Below are 15,295 nucleotides of genomic sequence, written 5' to 3'. Positions count from 1 at the left end.
GGCTGGGGGCGGGGCGGTCGGAAGAGCAGCGGTCCGCGCCCTTGTCGGCAATGGGAAATGTGTTCCAGGGGTGAACCTCGCGACCCGTACGGGTGATTGACCCCTCCCTCGCTGCGACGGCGCGTCGAGCTGCGGCTAACTCTGCTGCTTGTGATTCAGAACCTGCTGCGTACCGCCACGGCGGTCGCTCTCACCGCCCTGCCCCTCACCCTCGCGAGCCCGGCGCTCGCCGGAGAAGGCTCCGTCGCACCACGGACGAGCTCCGCCGCGCCGCAGTCGAGCTCCCTTCCTTCACAGGCGGGTCCGTGTGCTGCCGTCACGGCGCCCGCCCGGCAGTTCTGTGTGCCGTCGCCGAAGCAGTGCTTCACGACGCCGTGCCCTCAGTACGATCTCGTCGCCATCCCGTTCCACCCCCTGTCCCCGGGCAGTGAGGCCATGACCTCCCCAGGCCCCGCGCGCTCTGTCTGACACCCGCCTGGCGGGGCGCCCACCCAAGCTGTTCGCCGGCTCCTGCCGCATACGGACGACGCTTCACGTCCGGTGCTGAAACGTTGATGCCCTGCCACGTGGCCGTGACCGCACTTCGACGGTCGCGGCCGCGCGGCAGGGCACACCCATGTCCGGCCGAGGGCGGCGGGCGAGGCGGTTCCGCGGCCGCGACCGGGCATTGTCAGTGCCCGTAGGTATGTTCGGTCGTGTTCTGCCGTTGTGGCGAGCAAGTCGCCCTGGTGCACATAGGAGTGGTGCGTTGTCAGACTGGGAGAGGTCGAGCACGGCACGGGTGACAGCGCCCGCGCGGCCGCGCAAGCTGGCCAAGGTGCCGTTCGTCGAACTGGCCGACGGACGCCTGCAGGGTGTGGTGTCCAGCGGCTCGGACATCGGGCGCGTCTACGTGTCGTCGGTCGCCGCGGCCACCTACACATTCGCGTGCAGCACCAACAACAACCGTCCCTGCGGCGGCGCGCGGGGATCGTTCTGCAATCACATCCGGGCCCTGATCAACGAGGCGGTGCTGCAGTACGGCGCCGAGCGTGTCGCACGCTACCTGAGAGTCGAGCCGTCGGACGGGGAGCCGAGCGCGCGGACCATCACCGACGGCATGGGCGCCGCACGTCCACCGCAGGGGGACACCAAGGCCGCCGCGCCCGTCTTCAGCCGGTTCCTGCGCCATCTCGCCTACCTGGAACTCACCCCGACCACGGCACCGCTGCCGGAGATGCAGTGGTTCCCGCCGACCAGGGCGGTGGCGTGATGCGTGCCGACCTGTTCGCGGAGGACATCACCGGGCTCGACGAGGCACTGGCGGCCGTCGACGGCTTCGACCGGGCGCTGGTCGCGGGCCTGCTCAGGCCCCAACCCGCCCAGAGCGCCGGTCTGACCGGACTCGCCCATGCCGTCGCGGGGACGCCGCTGGCAGTGAGGGTCGCCGAGGCGGCCGAGAAGGCGGCGGGCGGAGCCGCGAACGAAGACCACCTCGTCGCACTCGCCGCCGCCCGCACCGCGCTCCTCGGCTCCGTCCACGACGCGCTGATGACCCGCATCGAAGAGGCGACCGGCCGACCCCGCGGCGAGGCGGCCGCTCCCGAACCCGCCGGGCAGCAGGTGGCGAACCTGCTCACCGCCGCCCGCTCCTGGCTCTCCGACCTGGCCCGCTCCGGATGGCAGGGCATCGATCACGACCTGGTCTCCGGCGCGGCGCCGGTCGTCTCCGCGATGCTTCCCGATCCCGGGCTGCGCCGACTGGCGACGCTCCTCGACGGCTTCGCCGCCGAACTCGCCGCGTCCTGCCCGGGTGTTTCCATGGAAAGGATTCCGGCACGCCGCTGGGCCGATCTGTGGTCACGTGCTCTGCTGCTCACGGTGCCCGGCGCGGCAGGCGCTCCGACGACCGGTACGGCCACCGGCCGCCTCCTGCCCCTCGGCGTCGACGTCCATGAGCACGCGACCGCCGTACAGGTCCAGGTCCACGCGGTGTTCGAGCCCGCCGACGGCACCGCGCCCCGCCTGGTGCGCGCCGGGATCGCGGTCCCGAAGCCCGACACGGTCGTCGGAGCAGGTCTCTGGCAGCTGCTCCGCCCGCACATGTCTTTGCTGACCGCCGTCAGTGAGGGGCGATCGATGGAGCTCACCGACATGCCGGTCACCGCGGAGGGCGACCTGATCTGGAGCGACGAGCGCGCCGGCCGGGGCGAGCCCGCCGACGCCTTCGCCACCGCCCGCGTAGCCCTCCCCGCCGCCACCGACGCGGCGACAGCACCCCTGGACCGGCACCCGGCGCGTATCGCCGTCCCCGTGTTCCTGGAGGGCTACGCGGTCCAGAAGGACGACGGCACACTCACGTTCACACTCCCCGGTGGCCCCCTCGCCGTCGACACCGACCGCATTCCGACCGCCGGACCGCTCACCCCCGAGGCCGTGGCGGCATCCGGCGCGTGCATCGGACTGCTCCGCTGGGACGCCGGGGCGTATCACGTGCAGCCCCTGGCCGTCGAGACGACCGTAAGGAAGAAGGCCGTCGCGGTCCATGCCGGGGGATGGGCCGGGGGTACCACCGACAAGGCCGGCGTCAAGGCCGAGAAGGCCGCCACCGATGCCGTGGCCGTGCTGCGGGAGCGTGCGGGGAGGCTGCTGCGGAAATGACGGATCACAACACGACGGAGCGGACTGCCGGGAACGGGCCGCTCCAGGGCGACGAAGCTGCTCGTGCCCAGCAGACACTCCAGACCGCGCAGGCCTCTGACGTCCCGCGGATTCCGGAGGCGGATCCTCAGGACAACCGCCGTCAGGTCCTGTACTGGCGGCTGCTGGCCCGGCTCTTCGACTCCGAGGAACAGGGCACGCTGGAATCCGCGAGCCTCGCGGTCGTCGAGGACATCGGCCTGCCCTCCGCGCTGCTGGACCCACAGGCATCCGTCGACTCGATCGTGCAGCGCCACCCGGAGCTGGCCACGGAGTTCGACGGCGTGATGGCACCCGCCTCCGAACCCGGACCCGCCCCTGTCTCCGACTCCGACCCCGCTTCCGGCCCTGACTCCGATCTCGGATCCGGGACCGCCGAGGCACGCGACCGGGCCGCCGAAGTGCGGCGGGCGGCCCTGGTGTCGAAGGTGCTGCTCAACGTCTTCGCCTCCGGCTCGGGCACGGTCACCGCCGGACAGCTGGCGGGCTGGCAGTCCGACGCGGGCTGGCTGGAGCGCGCACTCGGCTGCCAGCCCGGCGAGCTGCGCGGCGGTCGTGCCGGGGGAGGGGCCGCCGGCCGAGGCGCCGGCCCGACCGGCACCGGCGGCAGGCGCACGACCCCCGACCTCAGCCGGCTGATCCCCACGATAGGCCCGGAACTCGGCGCCATCGAGGCCGACCTGGTCAAGCGGATGCACCTGCGCGAGGTGCTCGCCGACCCGAAGCTCGCCTCGCAGCTCACCCCGAGCATGTCGCTGATCGAGCAACTGCTCAGGGACAAGAACAACCTCTCGGGCACAGCCCTGGCCAATGCCAAGGACCTGATCCGCCGCTTCGTCGACGAGGTCGCCGAAGTGCTGCGCACCCAGGTGGAGAAGGCCACGGTGGGCCCCCTGGACCGATCCGTCCCGCCCAAGCGGGTGTTCCGGAACCTCGATCTCGACCGGACGATCTGGAAGAACCTCACCAACTGGAGCCCGGAGGAGGAACGGCTCTACGTAGACCGCCTCTACTACCGGCACACGGCCCGCAAGACGACACCCCAGCGGCTGATCGTCGTCGTGGACCAGTCGGGCTCGATGGTCGACTCCATGGTCAACTGCACCATCCTGGCGTCCATCTTCGCCGGGCTGCCGAAGGTCGACGTCCACCTGATCGCCTACGACACCCAGGCCCTCGACCTCACACCATGGGTGCACGATCCCTTCGAGACCCTGCTGCGCACCAACCTCGGCGGCGGCACCGACGGCACGGTGGCCATGGCCCTGGCCCAGCCGAAGATCGCGGAGCCCCGCAACACCGTCGTGGTATGGATCTCCGACTTCTACGAATGGCGGCACGAGCCGCTGTTCGAGAGCATGGTCGCCATTCACCGATCGGGAGCCAAGTTCATCCCGGTCGGGTCGGTCACCAGCTCCGGCCGCGGCAGTGTCAACCCGTGGTTCCGTGGGCGCTTCAAAGACCTCGGTACGCCGGTGCTCTCCGGCCACATCCGCAAGCTCGTCAACGAGCTCAAGACGTTCCTCGCTTAGAAAGGCCCCGTCATGTCAGACCTGTTGCGCGCCCCCGCCGAGATCAAGTACGCCGAGGAACTGGAGTGGCTGGAGTCCATCGACGACAACCCCAAGCCCTTCTCCTGGCGGTTGTCCCCGAAGATGGTCCGGCTGTTCATCCTGGGCTCCGAGCGCTCCGACGGCCTGGACCGGGAGATCTCGCAGAAGTGGTACGGCGACCGCAGTTTCGTCGAGCGTTCCATCGTCACCCTGGCCTCCGACCGCGGCCTGCTGCTCATAGGCGACCCCGGCACGGGCAAGAGCTGGCTGGCCGAGCTGCTGTCCGCCGCGATCTGCCGCAATTCCACACTGGTGGTGCAGGGTACGGCCGGCACCACCGAGGACCACATCAAGTACTCCTGGAACGTGTCGATGGTCATCGCCAAGGGCCAGTCCCGGGAGTCGATGATCCCCTCGCCGATCATGACCGCCATGGAATCCGGCGCGATCGGCCGTTTCGAGGAGCTCACCCGCTCCACCAGCGACGTGCAGGACGCGCTGATCTCGATCCTGTCCGAGAAGTACATCTCGGTACCCGAACTGGACAGCGACAGCATCGTCTTCGCCAAGCCCGGCTTCTCGGTCATCGCCACCGCGAACAGTCGCGACCGAGGCGTCAACGACCTGTCCTCGGCGCTCAAGCGCCGCTTCAACTTCGTCCGCATCCCCGTGGTCACGAACAAGAAGAGCGAGGTGGAGATCGTCCGCTTCCGCACCGAGGAACTGCTGCGCCGCCACCAGATCGAACTGGAAGTGCCGCCGACGCTGCTCGACGTGCTGCTGCAGAGCTTCGCCGACCTGCGCGCCTCGGCGGCCGCGGCCGGCAGCGACGACGAGAAGCTGGAGTCCGCGCTGTCCACCGCGGAACAGATCGGAGTACTGGAGGACGCGGTGCTGCACAGCAACTTCTTCGGGGACCGCGCCCTCACGGCCCGCACGCTGGCCTCCTCGCTCGTCGGGTCACTGGCCCGGCGGGAGCCCGAGGACCTGGCCATCCTCAACAAGTACCTGCACGGTGTCGTCGAGCCGCGCAGCAAGGAAGAGGGCGGCTCCTGGCCGGAGTTCCTGGAGGGCGGCCGCGACGCGATCGCCACCCTGTCATGACCAGCACCCACGAGGGGACCTTCGAAGGACTGCGTGGTCAGCTTCAGGAGGCCGCCGCGACGTTCGCCGACGGCCCCGATGCCCTTGAGGGCATCCTCCTCGGCATTGTCGACGACGTCGACCACGCGGTCCGCGAGCCGCTGGAAATCTTCCCCGTCTGTCATCACTCACCCGCCTCGGCGATCGCGATGGCCCGTCGCCTGCGGGAGAAGCAGCCCAAGGTGGTCTACCTCGAACTGTGCGAGGACATGGCGCCCCTGCTGACAGAGCTGCGCAACTGCAAGCTTCCGGTGGCGGTCCAGTCCTTCGCGACCGAGGTCGACGGCTTCCCGGCCGAGTGGTCGCCGCTCTCGGTGGTCGCACCGATCACCGAGGCCTCCGCCGAATACCAGGCGATCGCCTACGCCCTGGACACCCCGGGCGTGGAACTGGTCCTCGTCGACCGCTCCTCGGACCACGTCTTCCAGTGGGACGCGCGCGCGACGGAGTCCGCCGGGCCGGCCGACCCGGACGCACCTCCCGCCGAGGAGGAGGCCGCCCTGCACGGCGACGCGGTCGGTGTGGAGATCGGAGACCTGCGACCGCGCTTCGCCGAACTGGAGGAACACCTGCTGCACCACGGCAAGGTGCGGCACTGGTCGGAGTGGTGGCACCAGTACGTCGAGCTGCCGCTCGGCGACAGCGACCACGACACCTACCGCCAGGTCATGCTCCTGATCGGCAGCCTCTTCCGGCGACTCGCGCCGGGCGACGCCCACCGGGTCCGTGTGGACGAGGACCGCGAACGCCACATGTGGACCAGGATGCGCGAACACCTGGCCGCGACCGGCACCGATCCCGCGGACTGCCTCTATGTCTGCGGCGCCTTCCACGCGGCCAGCCGCGTCGCCGAGTTCGGTGTCCACGGCACGGACACCTTCGAGATCAGCCCGCCCAGCGCCACCACGTGGCAGCACGGCCTGATCCCGTCCAGTCACGCGGCGATCGAGGCACAATTCGGCCTCGCGGCAGGATCGGTGTCCATCGCCGCGACGGTGTGGGCGAAGAACGTCCGACGCACCCGCGTGGAGCCCTTCCGCCTGGTGGGGCAGGCGGGCACGAAGAAGTCGAGGGCCAAGAAGGCCGCAGCCCCGATGGGGCCCGCCCCGGAGCTCCCGCCCTCGGACAGGCTGACCGGATTCCTGCAGCGGCCACCCGCCCTGGACCGGCTCGACGAAGCGGAACTGCTCGGCTGGTCGGTGGAGATCGTGCGCGCCGCCCGCCGAAACGGCTACCTCGCCTCCACGGCCGACGCCATCGCGGTGTTCGAGACGTCGATCCTGCTGGCCGGAATGCGTGACCGGGCCAGGCCCACGCCGTACGACTTCCAGGACGCGGCGGTCACCTGCATCGAGAAGGACACCGTGCCGGGCCGGCGCGACGTGCGGCGCCTCGTGGAGATCATGATGGGCGGCGACCGGGTCGGCCAGGTCGGCTACGAGGCGCTGCCGCCGCTGGCCCGTGACGTCCACGACCGGCTCGCGCCCCTGGGCCTGAAGCTCCAGCAGAGCGGCGTACAACGAGCACTGCTGGACATCGCCTCGCGGCCCGAACTGGAGCGGTGCTCCGACGTGTTGTGGATGCTTCGCCACCTGATGCCGCCGGGCGCCGCCCGCCCCATCATGGGAGAGCGGAAACTGGGGGAGCGGTCCATCCAGGAATCGTGGGACCTCGCTCTGGGCACCTACCAGCGTGCGCTCATCGAGCTCGGCTACGAGGGCGTCAGCATCGAACAGGTGCTGGAACAGCGCTTGCGCCGCACGGCATACGACCGGCGCGCCACCACCGCGACCGTCCTGGAAGCCGTCGAGGACGCCACGCTGTACCTGCGCAGCCGCCGCCTCGCCGACGAGCTGGGCACCCACGCCCTGGAGGTGCTGTCGGCCGAGCGCGGCGTCGACGGTGCGCCGGAGGTACTGCGCCGGGTGCGCCGGCTGCTGGCCTACTACCGCACCAGCGAGCCGGTGCTGCCGTCATGGATCGAGTCCTTCGCCAAGACCGGATACGCCCACTACTGCACTCTGCTGCCCACCGCCTTCACCGACGACGACGCCACCGTCCGCCAGGTGGCGGCCATGCTGGGCTTCCTGTTCAGCATGGAGAGCCTGGCACTGTCACTGGGCTGCGACCGGACCCAGCTGGAACTGGCGGTGGCCCAGTCACATCCCGAGGAACCGTCGAAGACGGCCCTGCTGTGGGCGGCGCAGGTACAGCTCGGCCACCTCTCCCGGGCAGACCTGCGAGCCAAGTGCGACGAGCTGCTCGGCAACCCCCTGGTGGTACCCGCCTACCCGCGCTATCTCAGCGGCTTCGTACACGCCCTGGAACCCGTCCCGGGCCTCACGGACTTCGTGGTGGAGGCAGTCTCGAACGCGTTCGCACGGCTGCCGGACCCGGTGCTCCTGCCATGGCTGCCGACGCTGATCACCACCTTGCGGTCCGGCGGCTCGGAGCTGGCACCCCTGCTGATCCGTGAGGCCGGACGGACCTTCCCCGGCCGGCTCGCGGCACTGGACGCATGGGTGCCGCCGTGGCGCTCCCGGCCGGACTCCGAAGCCACGCCTTCTGCACACAGCGCGGAAGGCTCCCACGGCTGCACACTCCTCGCCGCGCACCCCGCGACATGCGACGCGGTGGCGGCCCTGCTGGGCTGCGAGGGTACGTGGGAGACGGCGGAGCCCGGCCGCCCGGCAGGCGCGGCACTGCCGGGCCGCCATCCGGAGACGGCCGTCGCCCTGGAGGTGCTGCTGTCCGGGGCATGACCGCTTCGGTGTGAACACACGAGCACGCAAGCGCATGTACACACGCGGCGGATCCGTCGAGGGCGACGAGTCTGGTGCCGGCCCCGCCGACCGGCGGGACCGGCACCGGCCGCACCGGTCCCGCCGTGCGCCGCGCGCCTACGGTCGTACGGCAAACCGGTAGACGGTGGAGTCACGGGCCTGGAATCCCAGGCGTTCGTACAGTCGATTCGCTGCCCGGCGGGACGGACGAGAGGTGAGATCGACCGTCCGTACCCCAGCCGCGTCGGCCAGCCGAAGCGCCTCCTCGGTCAGTGCCGCTCCCACTCCGTGGCCCCGCGCCGCCTCGTCGACCACAACGTCCTCGATACGGCCGCGCAGACCCGACGGCAACGGACACACGATCAGAGTCAGCATGCCGACCGCTCGGCCGTCGACCCTGGCCAGCAACAGGGTGTTGGCGTCACTGCGCAGCAATCCGGTCACGGACTCCCCGTCGGGCGCACCGGCCGTGCTCGAAAGCTGGGGCAGCAGCCGGGCGATCGCTTCCACCACTTCACCGGTCGCCTCGCGGACGACCTGCACCTCGACGCTCATGAACGTGACCCTACCGACAAGTCCCGCGAACGCGGTGCGGGAACGGCCGCCCAGGCCACCGTCTGCGTCGCGAAGTACCTGGTCAGAGTGGTGTTGTGAGGGGTGATGACAGTCCTGGACGGCGAACGCCGGTGCGTGATTCGATGGGGGATGACTTCGTTCTGGGTGGGGAAGCGGATACGTCTGCGGGGGATCGAGCCAGACGACTGGGCCGCGCTCATGCGCTTCGCCGAGGACGAGGAACGGTTGGGAGACCTGCTGAACCCGCCTCGTTCTGCCGAGAGCCATCGTGCCCGGGCGAAGGAGCAGGCTGTTGCCAGTACTGATGGGGACTGTTTCCAGCTGGCGATCGAAGCCGCCGACACGGGGAAGGTCGTCGGCTCCCTGGGCACGTTCCACGCCGATGCGCGTTCGGGCTGGTTCGAGTACGGCATCACGATCGGGGCCGAATTCCGGCGCAACGGGTACGCGGCGGAAGCCGTACTGCTGTTGCTGCGCCACATGTTCGCCGAGCGGCGGTTCCACAAGTGCCAGGTACGGATCTTCGCGCACAACGAGGCCTCGCTGGCACTCCACCGCCGGCTCGGATTCGTCGAGGAGGGCCGCCTTCGCGATCATGTGTTCATGGCCGGACGGCACCACGACCTCGTCCTGATGGGCCTGATCACCCACGAGTTCACCCAGCTGCACCCGGCCGGCGAACGCTCGGGACGTCCTCTGGATCCCGCGTCGAACGCGACGTGAACCGGGCGAAGCCCGTCCGAGGCGAGGAACACGACTGGCGACGCCTGCGTTCTGCCCCGGCCGGGACGATCAGGGCGGCAGCGGTCATCGTGGTGAGGAGTGCCCAGGCCGGGACGAAGCTGTGGGTGAGGTCCTTGAGCAGGCCGAGTGCGGGTGGCACCGTGACGATGGCGATCTGGTTGGCCGACATGGCCAGCCCGAGGGCGAAGCCGGTTCTGCCCGGTGGGGCGGATTCGGCCACGTGGGCGACCCACGGGCCGTACCAGCCGAAGCCGAAGAACCCGAGCCAGACGAGCACGCAGCAGGCAATCTCGGGTGACCGCCCCAGCGGTGTCATCAGCACCGTCATGCCGACGACTACGGCGACCATGCAGATCATGACGGCGCCGTACCGCCCGGACCTGCTGCGGTCACTCCACGCGGCGAGGCCGATCCGGCCCACGACGCCCGCTCCCTGGGCCACCACCAGGACGAGAGCCGCTGTGCCGGCGCCGACGGAAGCCGCTTCATGGAGGTGCAGCACCGTCAGGATGCCCACGCCGGTCTGCACCGAGACCAGGGTCGTCCCGGACAGCATGATCTTCGCCATCGACGGTTCGCGGAGCATTCGCAGCCGGATGCCGAGTCGGTACCTGAGCGGGGCGCGCGGCGTGCTGTCCCGTGCGACGACGTGACTGGTCTCCACGGTCTCGGCGGGCGGCCGGCGGTAGAAGCCCATGAAGACGGCGGATCCCAGCAGCGCCACGAAGCCACCGGCCAGAAGTGTCGATCGCCAGCCCAGGGTGATCGCGAGGTGGGGGAGCACCGCAGAGGCGAGCGCGGCGCCCAGCGGCAGACCGGCCTGGCGGATGCCCATCGCGAAACCCCGCTGGGAGGCGTCGAACCAGGACGCGACCGACTTGCTCCCGCCGGGCTGAACCGTGCTGTATCCCGCGCCTACGACCAGCAGGACGCAGAGCAGAGCCCCGTAGCCCGGCGCGAGGCTGCCCGCGCACAGGCTCACCGCGACCGCGCAGGCGCCCGCTCCGACGACCCAGCGCTCGTCGTAGCGGTCCAGCAACTCCCCGGCCACCAGCAGGCCGGCCAGCGGAGCCAACTGGGCTGCCGAGATCAGAAGGCCCAACTGGGCAGTGCTCAAGTGCAGCTGGTTCTGAAGATGGATGCCCATCGCGCCGATGCCCTGCACGAAGAAGCCGGACGCTGCCTGGGTGAAGGTCGCGATGCCGAGGACGACCCAGCGGAAGGAGTGGGCGTGGGGAGCGGCGGAGAGTCCGCGCCGGGCGATCACGGGCGCCAGTACAGCGACGGGTCGGGGTGGTCGGTGAAACCGAGATCGCGATACAGCGGTTCGCCCTCGGTGGAGGCGTAGAGATCGACTCGGGCGACATCGCTCTCCCGGAACCAGCCGAGCAGTCCCTGCATGATCCTGCGGCTGTGACCACGTCGCCGGGACCTCGGGTCGGTGACCACGCCGATCACCTGTCCGATCCGGCCGTTGCGCAGGTGCGGACCGGGCAGCCGTTGTTCGATCGTGCCGATGCCGCAGGCGGCCAGGCCGTTCCCACCGTCCACGACGAGGATGCGCACGGTGCCGGAGCCGCTGTCGGCGCACGTGGTCAGCTGCTCCTTGAGCACGGTGGTCAGGGCATCCAGCCAGTCGTCGCCTCCCGATGCCGGGGCGAAGAAGTCGCCGCCGAGATCCTCGAACAACATCGCCCGCAGGCGCACGAGTTCCGCGATGTCGTCCTCCGTCGCCTGCCGTACGGTGGCTCCGCTCTCAGTGCGTGGTCTCATGACCACCAGACTGGTGTAATGGTCTTATGCACCTCAACCCTTACGGCGAGGATGTCGTGAACCTGGCCGCGGATCTGGCCAACCGGCGCCCGGCGGACGCCGGGGAACTCGCCGACCGCTGCCACGCGGCCGGCCTGGTCCTCGAACACCCCGTCACGGCACAGGACGTCGACCGCACCCATGACGTACTGGACGCGTGGGAGAAGGTCGTCGATGCCGAAGACGAGCGTGAGCGGGCCGAGTTGCTCAACCGGATGCTGGCAGCGGCCGCCACCCACCCGAGGCTGACCGACCACGCCGACGACGGCTGGCACCTGCACTACCGCGACGACCGGCAGCCGCTCGGCCCCCTGCTGTTCTCGCTGATCTCCGTCGGCACCGCGCTGCACCTGGTGGGACGGGGCATGCGGCGGCTCGGGCGGTGCGCCGTGACCGAATGCGCCGTGATCTTCGCCGACACCTCCCGTACCGGACGCAGGCGCTACTGCTCCCAGCGGTGTGCCAACCGCGACGCGGTACGTCGACACCGTGCCCTGCGGTGACCGAAAGCGGCTGCTCCGGCACGCTTCGACAGCCTCTGCCGTGTGGCCGGACCCGAAGCGCGACCGGTGCCGAAAAATCGGTGGCCCGGGCGGCTCGGTGCCCCGACACTGACCGGTCATGTCCATCAGATCTTCGCCCGGCCCCATGTGCACCCGTGACTCGCTCGCCTCCGACCTCCGAGCAATGGGCCTGCGCGCCGGTGAGACCCTCCTTGTGCACTCCTCGCTCAGTTCGCTCGGCTGGGTCTGCGGCGGTCCCGTCGTCGTCGTCAAGGCGCTGCTCGACGCCCTCGGTGACACGGGGACTCTGGTGGTACCGACGCACTCCGCCGACAACTCGGATCCCGCGAACTGGGTGAACCCGCCCGTGCCCGAGGCATGGTGGGCGGACATCCGCGCCTCCACGCCTGCCTTCGACGCGCGGACCACCCCCACCCTCGGCGTCGGTGTCGTCCCGGAAACCGTGCGTAACTGGCCCGGTGCGGTGCGCAGTTGTCATCCGCAGACGTCCTTCGCGGCCGTCGGCCCACGCGCCGCCGCGCTCATGAACGGTCACGCGCTCGACTGCCGGCTCGGCGAGCAGAGCCCGCTCGCCCGGCTGGAGGAGGGCGGGGCGCGGGTCCTTCTCCTGGGGGTGGGCTTCGAAACCTGCACCGCGTTCCATCTGGCCGAGTACCGTGTTCCCTCGCCGCGGGCGGACAATTCCTTCGCCGTCATGACTCCGCAGGGCCGTGTGTGGGCAACCGTGCGTGACACCTCGATCTGCTCGGAACGCTTCGACGAACTGGGAGCGGCCTTCGAGGAGGAACACCGAGTGGTGCACGGCGCGGTGGGCGGTGCGCGGGCCAGACTGTTCGACCTGCCCGCCGCCGTCGCGTACGCGGAGGGCTGGCTGTCCGAGCACCGTCCGCGCCCATCCGCGAGGTGACCGGATCCTGCCCGGCCCGGGCTCTCGCGCCGGCCGACAGCCCGGCCGGGCCCCTCGCCGGCCCCGCCGGTGTGGGATCGGGCGTGGGGGCCGGAGTGCTGAGGTGCGGTGGAGCGGTCCGGGGTACACGGTTGGATCACGAACTCGGCCTGCCGATCGCCAGGACGTCGGTCACCGACGGGCGAACCCCGTACGACGGTCGGTCACGGAGACGGGGCCGAGCCCCTGGTACGGGAGGCGAGCGATCGCGGAACTCACGGCGGACCACGTGGCGGAGCCGTCCACGTGGAGCGAGGGGCGATCCGTGGGGCATCGGCAGCGGCGGGCGACCCGAAGGAGCATCGAATGCCGGCCCTCGGAAGGATCAGGCACGCAAACGGCGCTCCCTGCTGGGTGAGCCTGATCGTTCACGATCTGGACGCGGCGCAGGGCTTCTACGCCGATGTCATGGGCTGGCAGTTCGTCGCGAGCGCCCTCGGTGGCAACTTCTCCGTGGCCATGGCACACGACCGGCCCGTGGCGGGCATCGGCTGCTGCTCTCCAGCCGCCGGCACGCCCGCAGTCTGGACCCCGTACTTCGCCGTGGACGACGCCGACGAAACCGCGGACCGGATCAGGGAGCGGGGCGCCACACTCGCCGTCGGGCCGGTGAAACTGGCCGAGGGCCGTGCGGCGATCGCCGCCGACCGGGACGGCGCCGTATTCGGCATCTGGGAGGGCATGGCCCTCGCCTGGTCGGTGGGGCGGGGCAGCGCACCCGCGCGGCTGGACCTGCAGACACGCCATGCCTTCGAGGCGGCCATCTTCTATGCGGGGATCTTCGACTGGGCCCAGCCTCCCGGTGGCTGCACGGTCGACTACGCGGAGGACCACGTCCGCGTCGGGCTCGAAGGGCGCACTGTTGCCACCCTGCGCGGCGGGGGCGTCGAAACCGCCGCGGACCCCAGAATCCGGCCCCGGTGGATCGTCGACTTCCGGGTCGAGGACGGCGCACGCGCCGCGGCCGCGGCCTTCGACGCCGGCGGTGAGTCGTCGTTGGTTCCCGCACTCGACGACCCGTCGAAGGACGCCTTCATCATCCGCGATCCGTACGGCGCGCTCTTCACCGTGTCCGGCCCTTGACGGCGGGCCCCGCTCGTACGGCGACCGCGGACCCCTTGCTCCCGCCGGAGCAGCGCCTGTTCAGCCCGTCCGGCCTGCGGCGACGGACGCGGTCCCGGTTCACCGGAGCCCGGCCCGCCATGGACCACGGGCGCCTCTCGGAGTGCGGGGCCGGACCGGGGCGCCGTCACCCCGGGGCACCGGCTTCCCAGGCCGTCCGACGGAACGGGAACTCGCTTGAGTGATCGGAGCCTGAGGAATGCCTTAAGGCATCCATAAGAATTGCCCGCTGCCGTTCCAGGGGGCCGATTGCCGGCGTTTCCGGGGTTAGGTTGCTGATCGCCGGACCGCGGAGATGCCGTGCCGAATGGCCGTTCCGCAGGTCTGTGTCCCGGAGATCATCGTTGGTGAGGAGTTCTTCCATGACCGTTCGCCGCAAGGCTGCCGTGTGTGCCGCTGCGGGTGGCGCATCGCTTGCGCTGACTTTTTCGCTGAGTGTTCCGGCGTCGGCCCACGGGTCGATGACGGATCCGGTGAGCCGTGTCGCCGCCTGTTATGCGGAGGGTGTGGAGTCGCCGCGGTCGGCGGCGTGCAGGGCGGCTGTCGCGGCCAGTGGAAAGCAGGCTTTCTACGACTGGAATGCGGTCAACATCGCGAATGCGGCCGGGAAGTCGAAGCAGATCATTCCCGACGGGAAGCTGTGCAGTGCGGCGAACGAAAAGTACCGGGGGCTCGACCTGCCACGCACCGACTGGCCGTCGACGAAGATGTCCGGGGGCAGTCACACCTTCCGTTACAAGGGCACCGCCCCGCACAAGGGCTCGTTCGAGCTGTACATCACCAAGGACTCCTACGACCCGGCGAAGCCGCTGAAGTGGTCGGACCTGGAGGCGAAGCCGTTCGTGGAGGTCGCGGACCCGAAGATGGAGAACGGCGACTACGTCTTCCAGGGCGACGTCCCCGCCCGGTCCGGGCGCCACCTCATCTACTCGATCTGGCAGCGCTCGGACTCTCCCGAGGCGTTCTACACCTGCTCGGACGTCGTTTTCGGCAAGGACAGCGGGGGGAACAAGGCCGCCGGCTCCGACGCCCCCGCCCCGGCGGCGTCCGCGCCCACCGAGCAGAGGATCGCGGACGGTGCGGCGAAGTCCTCGGTCCAGCACCAGGGCCACGGCGCGCGGGCCGGCTCGGGTGCTTCCCCCGCGCCGAAGGCGGCGGCCGACACGGCCGCCGAACCCGAGGTCAACGGCACCACCGGACAGGCCCCGAACACCGAACTCGCCGAGACCGGTGGCAACAGCAGCACGCCCTACATCGCCATCGCCGGGGCCGCCGTTCTGTCGATCGGCGCAACGGCAGTGTTCGCCCTCGGACGTCGTCGCTCGGCGGCAGGCGGCCGCTGACCTCCCCTCGCCCCGTGCCGCGGCGGCCCCTCGCCGCGGCACATCAAGTGGCAATGCGGCGAGTCGAATC

At 70.4% G+C, this 15,295-nt stretch carries 13 protein-coding genes; 10 read left to right on the top strand and 3 right to left on the bottom strand.

Annotated elements, in window-relative coordinates:
* Window positions 1–748 precede the first annotated feature (748 nt).
* The 5 genes from AADR41_RS27545 to AADR41_RS27525 are packed head-to-tail and all read left to right on the top strand — an operon-like array spanning window position 749 to window position 8,137.
* The gene (locus tag AADR41_RS27545) at window positions 749–1,252 is read left to right on the top strand and encodes a hypothetical protein (protein ID WP_342284101.1); all 504 of its coding nucleotides are present in this window, start codon (window positions 749–751) and stop codon (window positions 1,250–1,252) included.
* A complete protein-coding gene (locus tag AADR41_RS27540) occupies window positions 1,222–2,640 on the top strand; it encodes a hypothetical protein (RefSeq protein WP_342284100.1) in 1,419 nt (472 codons plus the stop codon). Before AADR41_RS27545 ends, AADR41_RS27540 begins: the two co-directional genes overlap by 31 nt.
* Window positions 2,637–4,211 carry a VWA domain-containing protein gene (locus AADR41_RS27535; protein ID WP_342284099.1) on the top strand — a complete coding sequence of 525 codons (1,575 nt, stop codon included), beginning with the start codon at window positions 2,637–2,639 and terminating at the stop codon, window positions 4,209–4,211. The genes AADR41_RS27540 and AADR41_RS27535 overlap by 4 nt, the downstream gene beginning before the upstream one ends.
* A 12-nt stretch (window positions 4,212–4,223) precedes the next feature.
* A complete protein-coding gene (locus AADR41_RS27530; RefSeq protein WP_124721926.1) occupies window positions 4,224–5,336 on the top strand; it encodes an ATP-binding protein in 1,113 nt (370 codons plus the stop codon).
* Complete coding sequence (locus tag AADR41_RS27525) at window positions 5,333–8,137, top strand: hypothetical protein (RefSeq protein ID WP_342284098.1); 2,805 nt, start codon at window positions 5,333–5,335, stop codon at window positions 8,135–8,137. The genes AADR41_RS27530 and AADR41_RS27525 overlap by 4 nt, the downstream gene beginning before the upstream one ends.
* 138 nt (window positions 8,138–8,275) lie before the next feature.
* On the opposite strand, the gene AADR41_RS27520 is transcribed toward AADR41_RS27525, so the two are convergent.
* The gene (locus AADR41_RS27520; RefSeq protein WP_342284097.1) at window positions 8,276–8,713 is read right to left on the bottom strand and encodes a GNAT family N-acetyltransferase; all 438 of its coding nucleotides are present in this window, start codon (window positions 8,711–8,713) and stop codon (window positions 8,276–8,278) included.
* Between the two features lie 150 nt (window positions 8,714–8,863).
* Here AADR41_RS27520 and AADR41_RS27515 point away from each other — a divergent pair, with 150 nt between their 5' ends.
* Window positions 8,864–9,457 (top strand): GNAT family N-acetyltransferase, encoded by a 594-nt coding sequence (locus tag AADR41_RS27515; RefSeq protein ID WP_342284096.1) that lies wholly within the window; start codon window positions 8,864–8,866, stop codon window positions 9,455–9,457.
* On the opposite strand, the gene AADR41_RS27510 is transcribed toward AADR41_RS27515, so the two are convergent.
* Window positions 9,390–10,745, bottom strand: a complete 1,356-nt coding sequence (locus AADR41_RS27510; RefSeq protein ID WP_342284095.1) for an MFS transporter — start codon at window positions 10,743–10,745, stop codon at window positions 9,390–9,392. The two genes, AADR41_RS27515 and AADR41_RS27510, sit on opposite strands and share 68 nt — an antisense overlap.
* Window positions 10,742–11,251 carry a GNAT family N-acetyltransferase gene (locus AADR41_RS27505; protein ID WP_342284094.1) on the bottom strand — a complete coding sequence of 170 codons (510 nt, stop codon included), beginning with the start codon at window positions 11,249–11,251 and terminating at the stop codon, window positions 10,742–10,744. The genes AADR41_RS27510 and AADR41_RS27505 overlap by 4 nt, the downstream gene beginning before the upstream one ends.
* A 26-nt stretch (window positions 11,252–11,277) precedes the next feature.
* On the opposite strand from AADR41_RS27505, the gene AADR41_RS27500 reads away from it, so the two are divergent.
* The 4 genes from AADR41_RS27500 to AADR41_RS27485 all read left to right on the top strand — a co-directional run bounded on the left by AADR41_RS27500 (window position 11,278) and on the right by AADR41_RS27485 (window position 15,225).
* Window positions 11,278–11,793 carry a CGNR zinc finger domain-containing protein gene (locus AADR41_RS27500; RefSeq protein WP_342284093.1) on the top strand — a complete coding sequence of 172 codons (516 nt, stop codon included), beginning with the start codon at window positions 11,278–11,280 and terminating at the stop codon, window positions 11,791–11,793.
* A 118-nt stretch (window positions 11,794–11,911) separates the two neighbouring features.
* Window positions 11,912–12,721: an aminoglycoside N(3)-acetyltransferase gene (locus AADR41_RS27495; protein ID WP_342284092.1), complete on the top strand. Its 810-nt coding sequence runs from the start codon at window positions 11,912–11,914 to the stop codon at window positions 12,719–12,721.
* A 393-nt stretch (window positions 12,722–13,114) separates the two neighbouring features.
* On the top strand, window positions 13,115–13,843 hold the full coding sequence (locus AADR41_RS27490) for a VOC family protein (RefSeq protein ID WP_342284091.1): 729 nt from the start codon (window positions 13,115–13,117) through the stop codon (window positions 13,841–13,843).
* Between the two features lie 401 nt (window positions 13,844–14,244).
* Window positions 14,245–15,225, top strand: a complete 981-nt coding sequence (locus tag AADR41_RS27485) for a lytic polysaccharide monooxygenase (RefSeq protein WP_342284090.1) — start codon at window positions 14,245–14,247, stop codon at window positions 15,223–15,225.
* Window positions 15,226–15,295 lie beyond the last annotated feature (70 nt).

Origin of the sequence: Streptomyces sp. CLV115, assembly GCF_038448545.1 — a bacterium.
Classification (GTDB): Bacteria; Actinomycetota; Actinomycetes; order Streptomycetales; family Streptomycetaceae; genus Streptomyces; species Streptomyces sanglieri.
The sequence above is the reverse complement of the archived record's forward strand: the minus strand, read 5'-3'. Positions and strand labels throughout refer to the sequence as shown.